The following is a 21,727-nucleotide window of genomic DNA, read 5'->3' as shown; positions in this document are numbered from 1 at the left end:
GTGCGGAAGCCTGCTTTTTGCTATTATTGTTTCACTTTCGCCAATTTTTCGCGCAATACCATTTGCAAAATGCCGCCATGGCGATAATAATCGATTTCCACTTCACTGTCAAAGCGGACAATGACTTCAAACTCTTTTTTCTCGCCCGTGTCTGGGTTCGTCGCTGTCACTTTGACAAGATCGCGCGGTTTGACGCTCTCATCAATCTGGACTTCGAACACTTCTTTGCCTGTTAAACCGAGCGTTTCTGCGTTTTCGCCTTCTTTGAATTGAAGCGGCAAGACACCCATCAAGACGAGGTTCGAACGATGGATGCGTTCAAAGCTTTCGGCGATGACCGTCTTGATGCCGAGCAAGAACGTTCCTTTCGCCGCCCAGTCACGCGAACTACCCATACCGTAGTCTTTGCCGGCAACGACGACAAGTCCGGTGCCATCTTGTTTATATTTCATGCACGCATCATAAATCGACATCACTTCACCCGTCGGCCAGTACGTCGTATAACCGCCTTCTGTACCCGGCGCGATTTGGTTGCGGATGCGAATGTTGGCGAACGTGCCGCGCATCATCACTTCATGGTTACCGCGCCGCGAACCGTACGAGTTGAAGTCTTTCGGCTCGACGCCTTTCGAGATTAAATATTGGCCTGCCGGCGTGCTTTTGCCGATCGAACCAGCTGGTGAAATATGGTCAGTCGTAACCGAGTCGCCGAACTTGCCAACGACGCGCAAGCCAGTGAGCGGCTCGACTTTGCGCACATCCGGAGACAACCCTTCAAAGAACGGCGGATTTTGGATGTACGTCGACTGTTCATCCCATTGATAAAGCGGCTCGTCCGTCGTTTCGATGGCGTTCCAACGCGGATTGCCGTCGAACACGCGCTCATATTCTTTGCGGAACAATTCTGGATCGACCGCCCGTTTGACGACCTCTTTCACTTCTTCCATCGACGGCCAAATGTCGCGGAAGTAGACATCGTTGCCGTCTTTGTCTTTACCGATCGGTTCGTTCAACAAATCAATGTCGACCGTGCCGGCGAGCGCATAAGCGACGACAAGCGGCGGCGACGCCAAATAGTTACCTTTTACCAGCGGATGGATGCGGCCTTCAAAGTTCCGGTTGCCGGACAGGACGCTTGTCACAAGCAAATCGCTTTCAGCAAGCGCTTTTTCCAACTCTGGAGCAAGCGGGCCGGAGTTGCCGATACATGTCGTGCAGCCGTAACCGACAACGTTGAACCCGAGCTGTTGGAGATACGGGAGCAAGCCCGAATCGCGCAAATAGCCGGTGACAACTTTCGATCCCGGTGCCAGCGACGTTTTGACATACTTCGGTACTTGCAAGCCTTTTTCCACCGCTTTTTTCGCCACTAAACCTGCGGCGACAAGCACGTATGGGTTCGATGTGTTCGTACAGCTTGTGATCGCTGCGATGACGACGGCACCCGTTTTCATGCTCACTTGTTCGCCGTTTAACGTCACCGTAATTTCCCGTTCCAAATCCGCTTCCGTCAGACCGAAGCCTTGGTTGCCTTGCGGCGCTTTTACCGCTTCGCGGAACGATTGTTTCATTTTCGAGAGCGGGATTAAATCTTGTGGCCGTTTCGGGCCGGACAAGTTCGTTTCGATTTCCGACAAGTTGATTTCGACGACGTCCGTAAACGTCGGTTCCGGTGCATCCGGCGTGTAGAACAAGCCGTTTGCTTTGCAGTACGCTTCAACGACTTGAATATGATGTTCATCACGGCCGGTCAAGCGCAAATAGTCGAGCGCTTCGGCGTCAACCGGGAAGAAACCGCACGTTGCTCCGTACTCCGGCGCCATATTGGCGATCGTCGCCCGGTCAGCCAACGGCAAGGTCGCCACCCCTGGACCGAAGAATTCGACGAATTTGCCGACAACGCCTTTTTTCCGCAGCACTTGCGTTACTTTCAGTGCCAAGTCAGTAGCCGTTGAGCCGTCCGGCAGCTTGCCCGTCAAACGGACTCCGACCACTTCTGGAACCGGGAAGTATGACGGTTGGCCGAGCATGCCTGCTTCCGCTTCAATTCCGCCAACCCCCCAACCGAGGACGCCGATGCCGTTGATCATCGTCGTATGCGAGTCCGTACCGACAAGCGTATCCGGGAACGCTTCGTATTCGCCGTTTTCTCCTTCGACCGCATGAACGACACTGGCCAAATATTCCAAGTTCACTTGGTGGACAATCCCGGTCGCCGGCGGAACGGCACGGTAGTTGTCAAACGCTTTTTGCGCCCATTTCAAAAACTTGTACCGTTCAGCGTTCCGTTGGAATTCCAAGTCCATGTTGTACTCAAGCGCATCGTCCGATCCGTAGCGGTCAACTTGCACCGAGTGGTCGATGACGAGATCGACTGGAATTTCCGGATTAATTTCGTACGGATCGCCGCCCAAATCCGCCATCGCTTTGCGCATGGACGCCAAATCGACGACGGCCGGCACGCCGGTGAAGTCTTGCAAAATGACGCGCGACGGTTTAAACGGCACGTCAATGTCTTTCATTTCCGGCGTTCCCCATTTCGCCAAGTTCTCCACGTGTTCTTTCGTAATCACGCGGCCGTCAACTTGGCGGAGCACCGATTCAAGCAATACTTTGATCGAGTACGGCAGGCGGCTTACCCGACCGATTCCCGCTTCTTCAAGCGCTTGCAAACGGTAATAGTTGTACTTTTTACCGTTTACTTCGAATGAAGAACGGGCGTTAAATACATCATGTTTCGCCATATGTATAACCCCCTTCACTTCACAATAATACTATACTATTTTTTCGCGCAAAAGTCGAAAAAATAGCATGAATTCTCCCAATCCCCATAAAGTTCGGCACGCTTTTATCTTATTATATAACAGGACAAGTTGTAAATAATGATTTCCATCATTTCGCCATTTTCATTTCTAACAGCGGTCGAAAAAAGAATAAGGCGCCCGTTTCGTCACAAACTAGAAACGGAGGTGAAACAAATGGCGAAGCGGAAAGCGAATCATGTCATCCCCGGTATGAACGCCGCCAAAGCACAAGGGATGGGCGCCGGATACAACGAAGAATTCTCCAATGAACCGCTGACAGAAGCCCAGCGTCAAAACAACAAAAAAAGAAAAAAGAACCAATAGCGTGGCGGCCGTTCCGCCATCCCGGCTTGCCATAGCCATCAGAAAAGGGAATGTCCGCCGCCGACATTCCCTTACTCGTCTTGATTGATTTCTGCCACAATTCCTTGCAAATCGTTGCGAAATTTCTCTAGCTGAACACGCTGCTTTTCTGAAGCGACCTCGAGCGCGTTTTCAATTTGTGCAAACGCCTCATTCACTTCTTGCCGCAAATGGGCTAACTGGTGGCCGTAGTCCGCCTGGTCACGCACTAAATGATCGTGCCATTCTTTAGCCTCCATCGTCGCTTTTTGCGCCGCCTGAAACGCGTCTTGCTTCGCTTTATGATACACCATGGCTCGTTCCTCCTTTGCGATCATGCCCATTATTCATTACTTATCGTTTCAAACGGCCGGCAAATTATACACCGAATAAGCGGCAACCATCGTCGGCATGATAATCAACAAAAGGAGGGACAAGGCAATGACGAATAAAAACGACAGCAAAGACATGCGCAAAAACGCGCCAAAAGGTGACAATCCCGGGCAGCCGGAACCGCTTGACGGCTCGAAAAAAGTGAAAAACCGCAATCATACCCGGCAAAAGCATAACACAAGCCATGACATGTAGACGCCTCAGAGCGGCGCTTAGCGCTTCTTCTTGATCTTGAGCGCCGCTCCTCCCTCTTTGGGGCATATGTTACACACCGCAATGAAACGAAAGACCACATTCGCGCGTTGGAGCACACTTTGCTTCCATCCCTGCTTGAAAGCCGGGTTTCTCGATTTGAACTGATAAATTTACATAATTATTTTATGGTTTACTCATTACCTCCCCTCTTACTCGTCCTCCGGTGAAGGTTGTCTTTACGGAGTGATTCGTTCATACAGTTCGATGAATTCAGATGCTAGCTCTTTCACTGTCATCGCTGTCATCAAATGGTCTTGGGCATGCACCATAAGCAGCGTCACAACAGTCGATTGCCCCCCAGCCTCTTGCTGCAACAGCGCGGTTTGCAGCTCATGGGCGGCTTGCAGCTCCGCCCCAGCCCGCTCAAGCAGCCGGTGCGCCTCGGCAAATTCCCCTTGTTTCGCGGCAGCGATCGCCTCCATGGCATAGCTGCGGCCATTGCCGCCGTGAAGAATGAGTTGAAAGATCGTCTGTTCTTGTGTCTGCATAAGCCCCTCTCCTATAATTTGTAAAATTCACGGTACGTAATCAGCTGAACGCCACGCTTTGCGAGCTCCTCAACGAGCGCCGGGTCGGTCAGCACAGCCAACTCTTCAACCCGTTGCTGGCAATAGGAACTTCCTTGCGCAAGCGGAACATCGATGTACGCTGGGTGGCACATCACTTCCGCCGTCTGGCCATCGTCAATCCGGTCGATCAGGGCTAAAAAGCGGTCTTTCGTCAACCCATCGCCGTAGAAATCCGGAAAAAAGACATCGACGGTGGCCAGCCGGTGCGGCCGCGCGGTTCGTACCGGGCGGATCGGCAACCGATAGCATTCAGCCAGCTGCTCGATCACCGGAAACACGTTTGGATGCTCATGGACGTGATGGTGGCTGTCCATATGCGTCGGGGTGAGCCCAAACGAGAAAAACCGCTCCAATTGGGCGCGAAGCTCCCGCTCGATGTCGCTGCGTTCGGCACTGTCAAGCGCCTCCCCACGCCGTGGAAACTCCCCGTGTTCGTTCACAAGGGTTGGAACATCAGTCAACGGACGGCCGCACGTCAGCACGAAATGAATACCGACGCCAAGCTCCGGATGATCTTTCGCCAGTCGGGCGGCGTGCTCTGCCGCTGGCATGTTAGTCATCAAAGTCGCCGATGTAACGACACCGTGTTGAAACGCTTCCAAAATCCCGTAGTTGACCCCTTTCGAGTAGCCAAAGTCATCGGCATTGACAATGCAATAGCGCGGCATCTCGCTCCATCTCCTTTACATCGAATGAGTCGTTCCAGCTCCGCCGGATATCGTCGCATCGGCTTGCTCTTCAGCCGCTTTTTGTTTATCCCAGATCATCAAAAATGGATAATAAATGGCAAAGGCAATGAAAAAGTTCACGATTTGCAAAATGCTGCCGGAAATTTTGCCTCCTGTCGCCAAATAACCACTGATAATGAACGGCGTCGTCCACGGCACCGCCACCCCGCTCGGTTTGGCGACAAGTCCGGTCGCCATGGCCACATAAGACACAATGACCAACACAATCGGCACTAAAATGAATGGAATAATCAGAAGCGGATTCATGACGATCGGCATGCCAAACGTGATCGGTTCATTAATATTGAAAATACCAGGCGCGATGGCCAGCCTCCCTAAATTTTTCAGCTGTCGACTGCGAGCCCTTAGCATCATCGTTAACGCCAATGCCAGCGTCGCCCCTGAGCCGCCAATATAAATCCAAAGATCAAAAAACTGTGCGGTAATAATATTCGGTAGCTCGGCATTCGGGTTTTGCTGGAACACCATCCGGTTTTCATCCATCAGCGACAGCCAGATGGGTCCCATGACCCCGCCAACGATTGCCGCTCCGTGCAACCCGGTCGACCATAGCAGCTGAACGAGGAGCACAGCGACAATCGCCCCGAACAAGCTGCCGCCGAGCGCGCTTAGCGGTTTGTTGAGCAGCATCGATACAATATTATGAAAGCTTTCAAACGGCGTAACTTCTAAAATAAGACGGACTACCCAAACGACGCCAAGAACGGCCGCTCCCGGAATCAAGGCGACAAACGAGCGTGCTACTGCCGGCGGCACCCCATCCGGCAACTGAATCACAATATTTTTTTGGATAATTTTTCGATAAATTTCGGTTGATACGATCGCTAAAATCATGGCGACAAACAAGCCTTTGCTGCCGACCCATTGCACCGGGATGCCGCCGCTGACCATGATCGTCTCTTTTGCTCCTTCCGGTGTAAACGGCACTTGATAGGGGGTTGCCAGCAAAAAGGCAGCCAGCGAAATCGCGCCAGCAGAAAGCGCGTCCACTTTATACTTTTCCGCTAGCCGGTAGGCAACCCCAAAGCTGACGACAAGCGCCATAATATCGAACGTCGCCCCAACCGGATACAGCAGCTTATCAAGCCAATGCTCGCCAAACCATTTCGCCATCCATTCGTTATAACCGGGAATCGGCAAAAAACCAATGATTAAAAATAAAGACCCAATGATCAACAATGGCATCGATAAAATAATCCCGTCACGAATCGCCTGCAAATGGCGCTGTTCAGCTATTCTGCCGGCCACTGGCATCACGTGTTCTTCCAACACCCGAATAAACCGATCCATCCGCCTCTCCCCCCGTTTATTTTTTTAACCGCAGCGCAAAATCCAACACGCCGGCGCCGTTGACACGCCCGTAGTCAGCCGGGTTGATGACATCGACCGGGATGCCGCGCGCCTCGCCTTCCTTCTTAAACGCGGCAAACTTGTAACGAATTTGTGGGCCGATGAGCACGACATCCGCCTGGTCGAAATGGCTTTTCGCTTCGTCCGCGGAGACGGCCCAAATATTCGCTTCAATTCCTCTTTCTTTTGCCGCCTCTTGCATTTTTGTCACAAGCAAACTGGTTGACATGCCGGCAGCGCAAATGAGCAAAATGTTCATCACTTTCTCCTCCTTTTTAGCAATCGTTCATTATCGTTTAAGCAAATTCCATGCCAACGTCGAAAAAAGCAGCAGTGAAGCGGATGGAACAGTTGTGTGTCAACAGCCGGAAACTGTGTAATGGAAGCGTTTTCAAATCTCGTTAAATCTTACGCATTACGTGTCTTGTTTCCCTTGCAGCGAACGAAAAAAATGAACGATATGACACAGTTCATCTTCACCGATGCAAACGCCGTATCGCTGTTCAAGCGGAAACAGCCCCTCTTTGACTACCCTGTAAAGCGTCTCATCTTCATGCCTGCATTCGATCGCTGTCCCTTGGCCACTGCTCGTCTTCTCTCCAGAAAGCAGACGGTCAAGCAAGCAGCAAAGATGGAGCACAAGCCCCACCATATCCCGACCATCCGGATCTAAGCCAAGTTCCCGGCCAATCGCTGCCAGCGCAGCGCGAATGGCGTGAATGGCCTTCGTTGGTGAGAGATGGCGAAGGTGGCCGGCCAACTCTCTTGCCATATGCACATGAATTTCTTCAACATCAGCTAATGCCTGTATTTCTTTCATCGCTCTCAAGCTAAGCACCTCCTCAAGCGGGAAGTGCGGGATTCGCTCATCGAGGCAAATATGACTGACAACACAGACGATGCGAAAGTGTTTCGCGATACTCGATAATGTTTGGCGCGCTTCTTTGACATCCGCCATTTGAATCGGGATGATGCGCCACATGTGTTCATCTAGCTGTAAATACGTTTCCAATATATGTTTTAGTGCCAATGCGCTTCCTTTTCCAGTAAAACAAGCAGTAACGATCGCCAGCATGTCCTGATCCGCTGTTTCCTCTTCCCAAAGCGGTTCGCGGACGTAAAACGGCGCCGCTGCTTTCACTTCTTCGTAGATGTCATTGAGCGCATAGCCGAGCATCGCTTTGCGGGCTGCTTCGAGCACATGCGGCGTACTGGCGGCAGAAACTACTTTTACCGGAACGGCGAGCTCCTTTTCCAAAAAGCTAGCAAATGATACAAGCGAGCCCATGTCAACAAGCAACAACACCCCTTTTTGCGATACGACAGGCTGCAATACCGCTTTCACCTGTTCATAAATATGTTTCGGGTCGGCATCAAGCGGCATATCGACCGCATACACACACGCAGCGGTCAACAACTGATTTACGACATCGGCCATCGCCGAAGCAACGCCGTTGCCATGCATAACCACAACGACCGCCACCCGTTCCTCGCGCTCTTCAGTACGTTCCTCATGGAGCGCAAAAAACATCGTCAAAAACCCCGCCTCATCAATCGGGAGATCAATGTGCATCTTCTCTTCCATCAGATGGAGACAGTCGAGCGCAACCGCGAATTCATGCTTATAGGCCGCTCGAACCTCATTCAGCTTTGGATGGGAAACAATTGTCCCGGCCCGCAGGCGATTGATTGCGGTTTGAATATGCAAAGCAAGCGCATACGTCACCTTCTTGGCAAGGCGTCGCCCGAGTTTCTTCTCCACATAGACGACCATGGCTTCCGTTAATGCTAGGACATCCGGAGTGACCATTTTCTCGAGGTCGCGGCGATTGCGGATGCGCCGATCCACCCCTTTCATGTATTGCGAGAAATAATGCTTAATGTCCATTTCCAACAATAAATCGAGCTCATCGCCGGCGATGCCCCGCTCTTTTAGTTCGCCGTATTTGCGCTCAATGGCGCCGTAAACCGACTCAGATTCGACTGGTCCGCCGCCAACATCCGCTTCGCCCCCATGCGGCGAGAAAGCATACCATCGATGCGGCAGCGAATAGGAAGCGGAGCGCGGATGTTTTTTCTCAAGCAAAAGTCCGGTTTGCACTTGAAGGGGCAGATCCGCGCGATGGACGCTCACCGCTTGTTTCTTTCCAGTGACATAATCGGCGTATGCTTTGGCACAAACGAGCTGAATATCCGCCTTCAGCTGCCCGACGTTGTTCGGACACGCATAAAACAAAAAAGCACGGATGGCATTAGCGGAGACACAAATTTCCTTCCCGAGCCGCACCGCCTCTTCCTGAAAAAACTGCATTACAAGCCGGCAGCGTTCATCAAGCGTCCGCTTCTCAAGCGGCGGCAACAAAATATGCATGGGAATGCGGCGCCGGAACGTTTTCAACAAATTCGATTCCGGATCTTCTGTTGTTGCGCAAATCAGCAGCACATTAGCCGTTCTCTCCACATCCGTCTCGCCAAGCCGACGGTAAACGCCGCGGTCAATAAACGTAAACAACATTTCCTGCCCTTCCGCCGGCAGACGATGCACCTCATCTAAGAACAAAACGCCGCCGTCTGCCTTTTCAATCAGCCCTTTTTGCTCATTCGCCCCCGTATAGGCCCCTTTGCGGATGCCAAACAACTGCCCAAGCAGCAACTGCGGGTTGTTGGCATAATCAGCGCAGTTAAACGTCACAAACGGGGCGGACCGCGGAAAACGGCCAACCGCAACGGCAAATTCGTGAAGCAGCTCAGCGAACATCGACTTCCCAGTTCCCGTCTCTCCAACAATCAACATCGGCAGCCCCTTGGGCGGATATAAGACGGCAGCCTTCCCTTGTTCAACAGCGGCCGCCAAGCTCGGCTGCTGCTTGGCAATCCGATCGAGGCGCGTCTCGGCGGTCGAGCCGCACGCCAACGCAAATCGAACCGGCCTCCCGGTTTGCTTTTGCACTTTTCCTTCCCGCCAAAGGCGGTTTAAATCGCGACTGACGTTGGCTCGGTCAAGCCCAAGGACACTGGCCAGTTCCTCGGCACTCACCCACCGCTTTCCGCTTCGCTCCCACTCTCGCAGCGTTTCATAAACAAGATCCACTCTCTTCACGGCCGCTCCCCCCTTGCTAAACACATTCGCAGCAGCGGCCGAAAACTCCTGCCAATTTGGTGGGAAAACCGCTCGGCAACAGCAACACATCCAAAAAAAACGAGGCCTCGTTGGCCCCGTTACTTTGCAAAGGCATGATTCCCGATGCGAATCGTCACCGGACGCGACAGCATCCATTTGTCTTTCGTGATTTTCGGATTATAGAAGTAAAGCGAGCCGCGGCGGTCGTTTGGGAAGAGGGCAAGCGCCTTGTCCACCGCCTCGTAATCTTTCTTCGTCGGCTGAATGCGAGTCAATTTTCCCGTTTTGACCGGTGCAAACGCATAGCCGGATTTTGTTTTTTGATAAATGACGCCGCGCACCGTATTCGGAAACTCCTTATGTTTAACACGGTTAAAAATGACGAGCGCTACTTCCACTTTGCCGGCAAACGGCTCGCTCGAACCCGTTTCCGCCTGCACAAGCTGGGCGAGCAGCTTCCGGTCGACGGCGCTTAACGAAATCGCTTTTTTGTTCGCAGACGCTTTAGTTGTCGTTTTCGCCACAGTCGGCACTTTCAGTTTCTTGCCAATATGAACCATGTCGCTTTTTAACTTATTTAGCGACTTTAGCTTTGCAACAGTTGTGTGATATTGTTTGGCGATCTTCCATAAGGTATCGCCTTTTTTCACTTGATAGTATGTATACGAACTGGCTGCTTCTGTTGACGACGCCTGCCAGCCGAACGCCATGCAGCAGGCAGCAGCAAGAGCGACAATCGTTTTTTTCATTCCTTCCATCCCTCCTGATTGCGATGTTTCAGCCTGCTTCCTTTGTCTACTAGATTAACAGGGGGCAAAAGGAAGGTCACTGTCTATCATTTCCATTGACGCTGTCTGCCATCGCTCAAGCGCTTGATATTCTAAGATGGGACAAGATTTTTTACAGTTGCATTACAGTTGCGTGACAATTGATGACAGGTCAAAATGGCTGTTTTCCCCCCGTTTTTTAGGCTCCAAGAGTTGCGTCTTGAAACTTGCCAAACTGTGCGCTTTTCGACATAATAATAGACGAACCTTGTATGAACCGCCTAGCTGCTTGAGAAGGCTGGGCGGCACAAACTACCGATGATCGTTGAGGTGGGCATCGTGCTGACCGGATGGTTTCTTTGGTTTATTTTGTTTTGGGTCGTCTTTTTGCTCGTCATGATGTCGATTGGCGGCTTTTTTATGTTCCGTAAGTTTTTAAAACGGCTGCCGAAAGAAGACGGAAAATCGGAGCTTGACTGGCAGGAGTATTACATCGAACAGACACGTCATTTATGGGGAGAAGAAGAAAGGGCATTGCTTGAGGAACTCGTACGCCCGGTACCGGAACTGTTCCGCGATGTCGCACGGCAAAAGATCGCCGGCAAAATTGGCGAGCTTGCCCTGAAGGAACAAGCCCCCCGCATTACGCGCGATTTGCTCATCCGCGGTTATATTATCGCTACGCCAAAACGCGACCATAAGTTTTTAATTCGCACATTGCAGGCGAAAAACATCGATCTCGCTCCGTATCAACATTTATTAGAAAGCCGCTGACCGTTCCGCACTTTCAGTCGGATGTCAGCGGCTTTCGCCTGTTTGGCCGCACAATCTTCGGCAAAAAGAACGCTAGACGGCAAAAAATAAGAGGGCTGACCAAAAAGGTCGTTTGCCCTCCAGCGAAAAACAAAGTACAAGACCGCGAAGTTGTCCGATTTGTATGAAAAAAGGGGTATCGCGTTGCTTTTTCTTTATCTTCCATCTCCTCTTCCCTCGACCGGAACCCTCTCGTTTTGACGCCGTAGACACAAGTGAAGGAGAAGATCAGGTGAGCATCGGCGGCTTCAGCTGCGCGGCCAGTTTTTTATACGACACATACATGGCGATCCGCCATGGGACAATCATGGAAAACGCGAGCAAATAAAACATGCCGCTTAGTTGGCCATAATCGATCGTCCGTCCCAAATACGTCTTTAAGCCAAAGCGAATGACGATCAAACTGAGCAAAATCCAAACAAACGCTTTCGAACGTTTTAAGTAAATATCATGGCCGCGGATTTCAAATTTCGATGTTTTAATGAGAAACAGCGAGAAAAACAAACCGAGAACAACCGCTTCGATGAGTTCCCCACGCGTAACACGAAAAACCGGATCGATGAACATGAGCGCCCCTGTGCTCATAAACAACGGCGGTAAAATGATTTTTTTGGCGTTCGTCGGCTTTTCTGCCGCTTTCATGCGCACAAAAAAGACGAACAAAGTCATCACAACGGCGATGAGCGATGTAATAAGCGCCAACAAAGCCATCACCTTCTTCACATAAAATTCACGGACAATACTGTTATTATAGCAAAAACTGCTCTGGTTGCCTACCGCCTCTTCAAACGCTCCAGCTGCGCCGGGAAGTTCTTGCTCCCTCCTCCTATCGGTAAGGAAAGAACAAAAGTGAGCTTTCGATCTATGGTCTCCCCCTTACGCCGACAGCCGTCTATAAAAGGCGTGCCACCGCCTCGAGCACATCGCTTTCTTCAAACGGCTTGACAATAAAGTCAGCAGCGCCAGCTTCAATCGCCTCAACGATCATGCGCTGCTGCCCTAACGCCGAACAAATAATGATTTTCGCCCCTGGATCGATTTCCTTGATCGCCCGTACAGCTTCGATTCCGTTCATGACTGGCATGGTAATATCCATGATGACCAGTTCCGGATGCAGCCGGCGATACAGTTCGACCGCCTCTTTACCGTTTTTCGCCTCACCGGCTACGGTATGGTTCGCTTTTTGCAATATGCGCGCTAACGTCACCCTCATAAAATTCGCATCATCGACAACCAAAATGGCAGCCATCTTTCCAACGTCCCCCTGAACGGTTTTCTATTCCGGCAGCACAAAAGGCGGCTTCAGCTGCGCTAAAAGCCGGTAAATCCACCAAATATGCTTGTGGTATAGGCAATGATCTTCGTCATCCAGTCAAAATAAAGGACGACCCCCATCGCCATCATGACATATCCGCCTGCTTTCATAATGGATGCACTATGGCGCCGAATCCATTGCAGTTTGCCGATAAAAAACGACAGAATGAAAAACGGAACAGCAAAACCGAGCGTATAAGCGAGCATGTACATCATCCCTGAACCCGGATTGGCTGCCGCCAAGGCGATAACCGCCACTAAAATCGGCCCCATGCACGGCGTCCAACCGGCAGCAAACGCCATCCCAATCAGCACCGAACCAGCATAACCTGACGGCCGTTCACGGAACGAAATGCGTCGGTCTTTTAATAGAAATGCCGGCTTCCACAGCCCGGCGACGACAAGGCCAAAAGCGACGATCACAATCGCGCCGATTTGACGGATCACATCTTGATAGTCAGCAAACAATCGGCCGAGAAACGATGTGCCGAAACCGAGCGAAATAAAAATGAGTGAAAAACCGAGCAAAAAACAGAGCGTATGCCATAAGCTGCGACGATTCATCATCGCATTTTCCTCTTTCAACTCACTGACCGACACCCCGGTAATATAGGACAAAAACGCCGGGTAAAGAGGGAGACAGCACGGAGAAATAAACGACAAAAATCCGGCGCCAAACGCTAAAAATATATTTAAATCATTCATCACTAAATCAGCCCCTGCCTCATTTTTTACTTTTATTTTAGCAAAAATCCGCTTTTCCGTAACGTATTTCTCGTTTTCATTGGTCAATTTTTCTATTTTCCATTTTTGCATTCATTGGTAAAATAGTATAAAATACTATACACCACATTGATGAAAAGGACGGTTTATTCGTGCCGAAACGTAATCTTTTAATCTTGATTGAACAGAAACGAATGGAACTTGTCGACACCGTAGCGAAGACTGGATTAAACTCCGCAGCAGCGATGAAAGTGAGCAGAGAGCTCGATACGCTGCTGAACGCCTATCAGCGTGAACAAGGGAAACAACAAAAACAAAGCGCCTCCCGCTAAGCGAGAAAAGGCGCTTTTTTCTTTATGCATGAGCGTCGACTAACCCATTTTGCAATAAGTACATTTGGTAGTATAGCCCTTTTTGTGCCAACAGCTGTTGATGTGTACCACGCTCCACAATTTCACCGCGGTGGAGGACAAAAATTTGGTCGGCGTCTTGAATCGTCGACAGACGATGGGCAATAGCGATCGTCGTTCGCCCTTTTCGCATTTGCGTGAGCGCCGTTTGAATAGCCTCCTCCGTTTCGGTGTCAATATGGGCGGTTGCCTCATCAAGAACTAATATTTTCGGTTTGGCAGCAATGGTGCGAGCGAACGAAAGAAGCTGGCGCTGCCCGCTCGATAACGTGGCTCCCCGCTCAGCGAGCAGATGGTCATAGCCGCCGGGCAGCTGTTGGATGAACGCGTCCGCCTGCACGAGGCGAGCGGCAGTCTCAATCTCCTCGTCACTTAATTGCTCGTTATACATGCGAATGTTCTCTTTCACTGTTCCGTAAAACAAGAACGGATCTTGCAAAACGAGACCGAAACATCGCCGCAGCTCGGCGCGCGAATAATCGCGGATCGACCGGCCGTCAAGCAAAATGTCGCCGCGATCAAATTCATAAAACCGCATTAGCAAGTTGATGATGGAGCTTTTACCGCTGCCCGTATGGCCGACAAACGCCACCGTCTGCCCCGGACGGATGGTAAATGACAACCGTTTTAGCACATCACGCTTGCCGTCATATGAAAAACTGACATCGCGGAACTCAATTTCTCCGCGCTCAATCGTATACGGTGCTTGTTCCGGATTGAACGGCGCCTCTTCATCATGGTCAAGGAGCGCAAAGACACGGGAAGCGGAAACGATCGCTTGCTGATAGAGCGACAACCGCATCATCATTTGCGTCACCGGTTCAAAAAAACGTTCCAAATAGTTGACAAATGCGTACAGCACTCCGATCTCGACCGGACTCTCAAGCGCCGAGATACCGAAAAAGCTGAGCACGGCCATGATCGACAATAGATAGACTACATCGAGCGCCGGCCGGAGCAACAGCCCGTCAAGCCGAATGTTTTTCATTCCCGCTTCGTAATGCGCCTCATTCACGGCGGCAAACTCTTGGTATAAGCGATGCTGTTGGCGGAATGCTTGTATGATGGCCATCCCTTGCAACGATTCATTCAATTTGGCGTTCAGCTCGCTCAGCCGTTCACGCATCTGTTGGTAAAATACCGAACTGTAACGGCGGTATGTTTTCATAATCAATCCGATGGCCGGAATAATGAACAGGCAAAACAGCGCAAGCTGAGCGTTGAGTGAAAACATAGCAATATAAACGCCGATGACAAACAGACCGTTTTGCACAAACACCGCTAAAACGCTGATAAACATGTCTTTGATCGCTTCCGTATCATTCGTCACCCGCGAGACAATGCTTCCGCCCGGCGTCCGGTCAAAGTAGCTCATCCCGAGCCGGTGTACCTTGGAAAAGACGTCCATCCGCAACGCTTGGATAATATATAAAGCGAGCCTCTGAAACCCGATCAGCTGGAAATACCCGATGATCGTTTTTCCGACGAGCACGCCGATATAGGCGGCAGCTAGCGCCGCCACCGGGCCCGGAGCGAGATGATTCGGCATCAAATAGTCGTCGATAAACACTTTCACTAGATACGGGCCGGCCAACTCCCCCGCGGTCGCCAATAGAAGGAGCGCAAAAGCGAGCACAGCTTCTTTTTTGTATCGCCCCATATAAGCGAGCAACCGCCACAAGATGCGCCGTTGCTCTTTGGACGTCAATATTTGTTCGTTCATACGCTCCCTCCTATCCATGTCATTCCATAAGCTCCTCAAGCTGTTGGCGCCGATACATTTCACGATACCAGCCGTCTTCAGCCATCAAGTCTTCGTGCGTCCCCGCTTGTATGACGCGGCCGCCATCAAGGACAAGAATCCAATCAGCATGTTCGACCGCACTTAAACGATGAGCGGCAATAATCGTCGTTTTCCCACGCCTCTCGCGCTTCAGCGTCGTTAAAATCCGTTCCTCTGTTTTTGCATCGACCGCCGACAATGCATCATCTAAAATGAGCAGCTCTGGTTCCATGAGCAAGGCGCGGGCGATCGACAGCCGTTGTTTTTGCCCCCCTGACAGCGAGACGCCGCGCTCACCGATGACCGTCTCATAACCGTCCGGAAATTGGAGAATGTCATCATGAATGTCAGCCAGCTTTGCTGCTTTGACAATTTCCTTCTCATTCGCCTCCGGCTTAGCAAAAGCGATATTGTCGCGGACAGAGGCGGAAAAAAGGAAATGGTCTTGCGGCACATAGCCGATCGCCATCCGCAAGGCAGAAAGCGTATAGTGTCGAATGTCATGGTTATCGAAGCGAATGTCACCATCATAGTTGTCAAACTCGCGCAACAATAGGCGCAGCAGCGTCGTTTTCCCGGATCCAGTTTTGCCGACGACACCGAGCGTCGCCCCGCGTTCAAGCCGGAAACGAACATCGACAAGCGCCGGTTTTGTCTCGCCCGGATAGACAAACCGGCGGATATCATACTCGATGCTCCCTTGCGGCGGAACGGCAAGCGCGCCTGGCATTTCCTTGATTTCATCGTCTTCGGCAAGCAGCGCCCGCACGCGGTCGTATGAAGCGCGCCCGCGCTCGACAATGTTAAACAGCCAGCCAAACGCCAGCATTGGCCAAATGAGCAAGCCAAGATACGTCGTAAACGACACGAGCTCTCCGATTGTCAACTCGCCGGCAATGACCATCTGACTGCCGAACGCAACGGAGAGGAAAAACGACAGCCCAACAAGCAACCCGATCGTCGGATCAAAGAGCGCATCCACTTTAGCAACCGCAATGTTCTTCGCTACGACGTCTTCCGATTGGCGGCGGAACGCTTCGACATCCTTTTCTTCATAGCCGAACGCTTTGATGACGCGGACGCCGCTCATGCTTTCTTGCACTTTATCATTTAGCGCCGAAAACGCTTCTTGCGCTGTTAAAAATCGCCGGTGAAGCATCGTTCCATAGCGGCTTGTCGCTATAGCCATCACCGGCAGCGGCAGCAGGCTGATCAACGTCAGCTTCCAGCTGATCGAAAACGCCATCGTCGCCAGCACAACCCCGCCGAGCGTCAACGAATCAACAAGCGTTAAAATGCCGCTTCCGGCCGTTTGCTGAATCGCCTGCAAATCATTGGTCGCATGGGCCATCAAATCACCGATCCGCTTCCGCTGGTAAAACGACGGCGCCATTTTCGTAAAATGGGCGTACAGCTCGTTGCGCAGCTGGCGGGCAAGCTTGACGGCTGATCCGAAAATGCAAATACGCCAAACGTAGCGGAGCACATAGAGCGCCCCCGCGATGGCAGCAAGGGCAACCATCCAACGAATGAGCACCTCTTTCGTCATCGTGCCGTTTTTCATATGGTCAACTAAAATACCGATCACTTTCGGCGGGATCGTTTCCAAAAAGGCAACGATCACGAGTAATAGAATACCGGTGATATACGCCTTTTTCTCTTGGCGAAAAAACCAAAACAAATCGCGGAACACGCTCATGCGGCCATCCCCCCTTTCATTTTCGCTAATGAACAACCGCTATACCATTGTAGCAAAACTAGGAAAATTTAGAAAGAACATTTTTCTAAAATAAAAAGACACTCTCGATCGAGTGTCTGTTTCGTTTATTTCAGCTGGTTGTTCATCATTTTCATCATTTGGTTGATTTTCTTTTGCGACGGGGTCATGCCCATTTGCATCATCATCATGCGAATCATTTGTTCATTGATCGGCGGATTTTTTTTCAAATAATTGATCATCGTTTTGCGGGCGATGAAAAACCCGAGCGCCATACCAGCGATAAGCGCTAGTACACCAACGAGAATCGTGTCCCACATACAGCGATTTTCCTCCTTCTTGTTGTCTCCCTAACAGTGTACTAAACGATGTGCCATTAGACAATATTTCGCGCCAAAAATCTTCACGTTACGCGAATTTTCTTCCTTGCGCCGGCGCAGATAACCAATGGTAGTCGGCAAAATCAGCAGCAACCGCCAAAAACGACGGCGCTAATTGTGCGAGCGCCTGTCCGATGTCAGCCGCCAGCGACGCGCTATCAGCAACAAGGAGCAGGCGGCGCTTTTGCACGACAAGCAGCGCTTCCTCACCGACGTCATTTCGCAAAATGAACATGTTGCGCTCTAAATTTTTGCCGACATGCCCGCTAAAATATTGCTTTAAGCCTAACTCAAGACGTGAAAACGACAACCGTTCGGTAATAAATTCGACTTGTTTGCGGCAAATCGTTTTTAACGGCGCTTTGGCATATTGATGTTCCCGAAGCAATTCGACAACTTTTTCCGTCCGATGGCGATAGTGCGCCGCCACTTCGTCATTTAATAAATAAATCCAATACCGAACCATGCCCCATCCCCCATTTCATCTCATCTATCTCTATTATAGAAAAGAAGGGGAGAAAAATATGTCTATTAACGGCAATTTTTTTCACTAACATTGTCGATTTTTGTTTATAGTGACCAGCGGCCGCAAATAGGGCAAAAAAGTTGCCCTTGCAACAGCACAAGGGCAACCTGTTCTCACGGTCATTGAATTACTTGCCAAGCAACGCTTTCACGCGATGAACGACGTTATCGACGGTAAAGCCGTATTCCGCCATAATTTTTTCTCCCGGAGCGGAGGCGCCAAACCGATCGATGGCTAAAATGTCGCCATCCGCACCAACATAGCGTTCCCAACCGAGCGAGGCGCCCATTTCAATGGCCAGCCGCTTCGTCACCGCCGGCGGAATCACTTCATCACGGTACGCTTTTGGCTGCGCTTCAAAGCGATCCCACGATGGCATGCTGACGACCGAGACGTGAATCCCTTCGGCAGCGAGCGCTTCTTGTGCTTGCACCGCCAAGCTGACTTCCGAACCGGTTGCCAAAAGCAGCGCCTCCGGAGCACCGTTTTTCGCCGGCGAGACGACGTACGCACCTTTTTTCACGCCTTCATATGCCAAATCAGCCGTTGTCGGCAACGTCGGTATGTTTTGACGCGTCAGAACGAGCGCGGTCGGCTTGTCCGTCGATTCAACCGCCAGACGCCATGCCGCCGCCGTTTCGTTCGCGTCAGCCGGTCGGATGACTGACAAATTCGGCATCGCTCTTAAGGAAGCGAGCTGTTCAATCGGCTCGTGCGTCGGGCCGTCTTCACCGACAGCAACGCTGTCATGCGTCAAAACATAGGTAACCGGCAGCCCCATGAGCGCTGCTAATCGAATCGCCGGACGCAAATAGTCGGAGAACACGAAGAACGTGCCACCAAATACTTTCACCCCACCATGGAGCGCCATGCCGTTTAACGCCGCTCCCATGGCAAATTCGCGCACACCAAACCAAATGTTGCGCCCTTCATAGCTGCCCGGCAAGAAATTGCCGCCTTCTTTAATAAGCGTTTTGTTCGAGCTTGCCAAGTCCGCTGAACCGCCCAACAACTGCGGCACCGCTTTGGCAATGGCATTGATGACTTCCCCGGACGACGACCGAGTCGCCAAACTTTTTCCAGCTTCGTACACTGGCAGCGCAGCTTCCCAACCGTCTGGAAGTTTCCCTTCGATCGCCTGCTTCAGCTGGGCGGCCAATTCTGGATACGCCTGCTCGTAAGCGGCCAATCGTTCATTCCATTCGGCTTCTTTTTTCGCCCCGACTTCTTGTACCGTTTCCCGGAAATGGGCATACACTTCTTCCGGCACATAGAAATCTTCGGCAAACGTCCAGCGATACGCTTCTTTTGTCAATTTCGCCTCTTCTGCACCGAGCGGAGCGCCGTGAACGCCCGATGTGCCTGCTTTCGTCGGCGAGCCGTAGCCGATCGTCGTTTTCACTTCAATGAGCGTCGGCCGGTTGAGGTCAGCCCGCGCCTCTTCAAGCGCTTTGGCGATTTCCTCGATGTTGTTGCCATCTTCGACGCGCAAATATTGCCAACCGTACGCTTGGAACCGTTGAGCGACGTTTTCCGAGAACGATAGGTTGAGCTCTCCGTCCAGGGAAATGTCGTTCGAATCATACAGAACGATCAAGCGGCCCAACTGCAAATGACCAGCGAGTGATGCAGCTTCGCTCGCTACTCCTTCCATTAAATCACCATCGCCGCAAATCGCGTACGTATAATGGTCAATCATATCAAACCCGTCACGATTGTATGTAGCCGCCAAATGCCGCTCAGCCATCGCCATACCGACTGCCATCGCAATTCCTTGGCCGAGCGGGCCGGTCGTCGCTTCCACTCCCGGCGTATGGCCGTATTCCGGATGCCCTGGCGTTTTGCTTCCCCATTGGCGGAACTGTTTCAAGTCGTCCATCGATACGTCGTAGCCGCTTAAATGAAGCAGGCTGTAAAGCAGCATCGACCCGTGCCCAGCTGACAAGACAAACCGGTCGCGGTTGAACCAGTTTGGATTCGCCGGATTATGATTCATGAATTTCGTCCAAAGGGTGTACGCCATCGGCGCCGCGCCCATCGGCATGCCCGGATGCCCGGATTTCGCCTTTTCGATCGCGTCAATCGACAGCGTTCGAATCGTCGTAATCGCTAGTTGTTCAATCGAATGCGCCATCATTTTCCTCCCCTTCGTCAATATGGTGTCATTTACTATCATATAGAAAATTGACTTCTTTGTACAACGTTATTTTCGCTGTCAAAAAACAAGGAGCCTTCGCCTTTCTTAACTGCCGGTTAATGGAGGCGATGGCGCTGGCTTTCCTTTAATTTTTTAGGCGTCACGTCATTGCCGTTCGGGTCGATGACCTTCACCGTGTGAAGCATATCGGTCATCGCTTTGCGAAACGCCTGAATGTATTCGCGGCGCAGCTTTGCCTGCTCCATCACTTCTTCCGGCGACAAGCCGACCGTTTTTGCCTTTTTGGCCAGCTCATTGATGCGGGCCAATTTATGTTTGGCAAGCATTGAGCATCTTCTCCTATCTACCATATTATCGTTCTGTTTTATCTTATCCGATGACACGGGGAGATGGCAACGATGACATCTTGACCTTCTTTCTTTGCCGATCCGCACCTTCAGAGCCAAGGACAACACGCAGTCAATGCCGCCCTTGCTGTTCATCCATATACTCTTGATAGCGGCGATGGACGGTCGCTTTGGACGCCTCGTAACCAAAGCTCCGGAGCGTCGCAGCGATGTCCGCAAACGTCAAGCCGCGCTCGCGCAGGCGAACGATCTCTTCGACTGGCAGCTCAATCCGATCGCGCCCAGCGTTTTCCCCACGGCGCGTTAAGTTCCGCTCCGGCCGGTAACCACGGGCAATGGCCCGCTGCATCCCGCGCTTAATCTTCGCATTATGTATTTTCCGTTGATACTCCTCGACGATGGCAATAATCGACAGCACCATCTCATCAGCCTCTGACAGCGGCATCTCTCCATGGTGGCTGGCGCTGTATATTTTCACCCCTCTTTTTTTCAAGCAGTGCAACACTGCCATGCGCGCATGGCCACGCCCGAGTCGTGTTTCATCTTGAATGAGTAAGGCGTCGACCTCCTCTTCTTCACAAAGCGCAAGCAGCTCGAGTACTCCGTCACGGTCGGCTTCGTAGCCGCTCGCCTGCTCGGCGATCACTTTGATGACGTCAAAGCCGCACTCTTTCGCCAGCTTCTCCAGTTCGGTGCGCTGCCGTGCAAGCGATGTTTCCTGCTCCGTTTTATCCGTGCTGACACGGCAGTAAATGACCGCCTTCATGACCATCCCTTCTTTCTATCACCGCTTGACGGCCAATGAGCCGTCCTGCTTTGATTTTAACACAGGGATGACGATTTGTTCACCGGCGGTGAGGCGCGAGCTCGGCAAACGATTGACATCGACCACCCAACGAATAAATTCGTCCGGCGACAAGCCGTGCGCCGGCTCGTATTGCTTCGCGAGCCCCCAAAGCGTATCGCCGGAGGCGACCGTTACCGTCATGTATTGTTTTTTGTCAATCGGGCTGCTGGCGTAGACGAATCCTACCAAGACGAGTGCGAGCAAACACGAAAAAATGAGGTAATGCAGCAACGTTTTCTTCATTTCCCCCACCCTTTTTCTAGAATGTGTGTTCGCCTTTTCTTTCATTATAATCAAGAACGTTTGTTCTCGTCAATAAAAACTCGAACTTATGTTTGTTTTTCCATTTCGCCCGTGCT

23 protein-coding genes are annotated in these 21,727 nt (G+C 51.4%); 4 read left to right on the top strand and 19 right to left on the bottom strand.

Features of this window, described 5'->3' with window-relative positions; all coding sequences use genetic code 11:
* Positions 1–23 precede the first annotated feature (23 nt).
* Entirely contained in the window at positions 24–2,744 is a 2,721-nt protein-coding gene (acnA, locus tag IC804_RS16570; RefSeq protein ID WP_008879508.1) for an aconitate hydratase AcnA, read from the bottom strand.
* A gap of 234 nt (positions 2,745–2,978) precedes the next feature.
* On the opposite strand from acnA, the gene sspO reads away from it, so the two are divergent.
* Positions 2,979–3,128 carry a small acid-soluble spore protein SspO gene (sspO, locus tag IC804_RS16565; protein ID WP_008879509.1) on the top strand — a complete coding sequence of 50 codons (150 nt, stop codon included), beginning with the start codon at positions 2,979–2,981 and terminating at the stop codon, positions 3,126–3,128.
* Between the two features lie 71 nt (positions 3,129–3,199).
* Here sspO and IC804_RS16560 read toward each other — a convergent pair whose 3' ends face one another.
* Complete coding sequence (locus IC804_RS16560; protein ID WP_011887203.1) at positions 3,200–3,460, bottom strand: hypothetical protein; 261 nt, start codon at positions 3,458–3,460, stop codon at positions 3,200–3,202.
* A gap of 127 nt (positions 3,461–3,587) precedes the next feature.
* Between IC804_RS16560 and IC804_RS16555 the strand changes: the two genes are divergently transcribed.
* Entirely contained in the window at positions 3,588–3,734 is a 147-nt protein-coding gene (locus IC804_RS16555) for a small acid-soluble spore protein P (RefSeq protein WP_080320012.1), read from the top strand.
* A gap of 236 nt (positions 3,735–3,970) precedes the next feature.
* Here IC804_RS16555 and IC804_RS16550 read toward each other — a convergent pair whose 3' ends face one another.
* The 6 genes from IC804_RS16550 to IC804_RS16525 form a co-directional block, all read right to left on the bottom strand.
* Positions 3,971–4,282 carry a PTS lactose/cellobiose transporter subunit IIA gene (locus IC804_RS16550; RefSeq protein ID WP_008879512.1) on the bottom strand — a complete coding sequence of 104 codons (312 nt, stop codon included), beginning with the start codon at positions 4,280–4,282 and terminating at the stop codon, positions 3,971–3,973.
* A gap of 11 nt (positions 4,283–4,293) precedes the next feature.
* The gene (gene chbG, locus IC804_RS16545; protein ID WP_081157247.1) at positions 4,294–5,031 is read right to left on the bottom strand and encodes a chitin disaccharide deacetylase; all 738 of its coding nucleotides are present in this window, start codon (positions 5,029–5,031) and stop codon (positions 4,294–4,296) included.
* 15 nt (positions 5,032–5,046) lie between these two features.
* Positions 5,047–6,402 carry a PTS cellobiose transporter subunit IIC gene (gene celB, locus IC804_RS16540; RefSeq protein WP_029760512.1) on the bottom strand — a complete coding sequence of 452 codons (1,356 nt, stop codon included), beginning with the start codon at positions 6,400–6,402 and terminating at the stop codon, positions 5,047–5,049.
* A 16-nt stretch (positions 6,403–6,418) separates the two neighbouring features.
* A complete protein-coding gene (locus IC804_RS16535) occupies positions 6,419–6,721 on the bottom strand; it encodes a PTS sugar transporter subunit IIB (RefSeq protein WP_008879515.1) in 303 nt (100 codons plus the stop codon).
* 156 nt (positions 6,722–6,877) lie between these two features.
* A complete protein-coding gene (locus tag IC804_RS16530) occupies positions 6,878–9,562 on the bottom strand; it encodes a sigma-54-dependent transcriptional regulator (RefSeq protein ID WP_008879516.1) in 2,685 nt (894 codons plus the stop codon).
* A gap of 119 nt (positions 9,563–9,681) precedes the next feature.
* Positions 9,682–10,332 carry a cell wall hydrolase gene (locus tag IC804_RS16525; protein WP_008879517.1) on the bottom strand — a complete coding sequence of 217 codons (651 nt, stop codon included), beginning with the start codon at positions 10,330–10,332 and terminating at the stop codon, positions 9,682–9,684.
* A 357-nt stretch (positions 10,333–10,689) separates the two neighbouring features.
* On the opposite strand from IC804_RS16525, the gene IC804_RS16520 reads away from it, so the two are divergent.
* A complete protein-coding gene (locus IC804_RS16520) occupies positions 10,690–11,124 on the top strand; it encodes a DUF2621 domain-containing protein (protein ID WP_008879518.1) in 435 nt (144 codons plus the stop codon).
* A gap of 267 nt (positions 11,125–11,391) precedes the next feature.
* Here IC804_RS16520 and IC804_RS16515 read toward each other — a convergent pair whose 3' ends face one another.
* The 3 genes from IC804_RS16515 to IC804_RS16505 all read right to left on the bottom strand — a co-directional run bounded on the left by IC804_RS16515 (position 11,392) and on the right by IC804_RS16505 (position 13,182).
* The gene (locus IC804_RS16515) at positions 11,392–11,874 is read right to left on the bottom strand and encodes a CcdC family protein (protein ID WP_011887197.1); all 483 of its coding nucleotides are present in this window, start codon (positions 11,872–11,874) and stop codon (positions 11,392–11,394) included.
* A 181-nt stretch (positions 11,875–12,055) separates the two neighbouring features.
* On the bottom strand, positions 12,056–12,412 hold the full coding sequence (locus IC804_RS16510) for a response regulator (protein WP_011887196.1): 357 nt from the start codon (positions 12,410–12,412) through the stop codon (positions 12,056–12,058).
* Between the two features lie 62 nt (positions 12,413–12,474).
* On the bottom strand, positions 12,475–13,182 hold the full coding sequence (locus tag IC804_RS16505) for a cytochrome c biogenesis protein CcdA (RefSeq protein WP_011887195.1): 708 nt from the start codon (positions 13,180–13,182) through the stop codon (positions 12,475–12,477).
* Between the two features lie 170 nt (positions 13,183–13,352).
* Between IC804_RS16505 and IC804_RS16500 the strand changes: the two genes are divergently transcribed.
* Positions 13,353–13,532, top strand: a complete 180-nt coding sequence (locus tag IC804_RS16500) for an aspartyl-phosphate phosphatase Spo0E family protein (protein WP_008879522.1) — start codon at positions 13,353–13,355, stop codon at positions 13,530–13,532.
* 22 nt (positions 13,533–13,554) lie between these two features.
* Here the strand turns inward: IC804_RS16500 and IC804_RS16495 are convergent, their stop codons facing one another.
* The 8 genes from IC804_RS16495 to yneA all read right to left on the bottom strand — a co-directional run bounded on the left by IC804_RS16495 (position 13,555) and on the right by yneA (position 21,611).
* Positions 13,555–15,333 (bottom strand): ABC transporter ATP-binding protein, encoded by a 1,779-nt coding sequence (locus tag IC804_RS16495; RefSeq protein ID WP_081157246.1) that lies wholly within the window; start codon positions 15,331–15,333, stop codon positions 13,555–13,557.
* A gap of 19 nt (positions 15,334–15,352) precedes the next feature.
* Entirely contained in the window at positions 15,353–17,092 is a 1,740-nt protein-coding gene (locus IC804_RS16490; RefSeq protein WP_011887192.1) for an ABC transporter transmembrane domain-containing protein, read from the bottom strand.
* Positions 17,093–17,217: 125 nt separating this feature from the next.
* Complete coding sequence (locus tag IC804_RS16485) at positions 17,218–17,430, bottom strand: YneF family protein (protein ID WP_008879525.1); 213 nt, start codon at positions 17,428–17,430, stop codon at positions 17,218–17,220.
* A gap of 88 nt (positions 17,431–17,518) precedes the next feature.
* A complete protein-coding gene (gene sirA / locus IC804_RS16480; RefSeq protein ID WP_008879526.1) occupies positions 17,519–17,956 on the bottom strand; it encodes a sporulation inhibitor of replication protein SirA in 438 nt (145 codons plus the stop codon).
* A 187-nt stretch (positions 17,957–18,143) separates the two neighbouring features.
* A complete protein-coding gene (gene tkt, locus IC804_RS16475) occupies positions 18,144–20,150 on the bottom strand; it encodes a transketolase (protein WP_060475771.1) in 2,007 nt (668 codons plus the stop codon).
* A 119-nt stretch (positions 20,151–20,269) separates the two neighbouring features.
* On the bottom strand, positions 20,270–20,500 hold the full coding sequence (locus IC804_RS16470; RefSeq protein ID WP_008879528.1) for a DUF896 domain-containing protein: 231 nt from the start codon (positions 20,498–20,500) through the stop codon (positions 20,270–20,272).
* Between the two features lie 133 nt (positions 20,501–20,633).
* Complete coding sequence (locus IC804_RS16465; protein WP_008879529.1) at positions 20,634–21,287, bottom strand: YneB family resolvase-like protein; 654 nt, start codon at positions 21,285–21,287, stop codon at positions 20,634–20,636.
* Between the two features lie 18 nt (positions 21,288–21,305).
* Entirely contained in the window at positions 21,306–21,611 is a 306-nt protein-coding gene (gene yneA, locus IC804_RS16460) for a cell division suppressor protein YneA (protein ID WP_008879530.1), read from the bottom strand.
* Positions 21,612–21,727: the final 116 nt, after the last annotated feature.

Source organism: Geobacillus sp. 47C-IIb, assembly GCF_014679705.1.
Taxonomy (GTDB): Bacteria; Bacillota; Bacilli; order Bacillales; family Anoxybacillaceae; genus Geobacillus; species Geobacillus thermodenitrificans.
The sequence above is the reverse complement of the archived record's forward strand: the minus strand, read 5'-3'. Positions and strand labels throughout refer to the sequence as shown.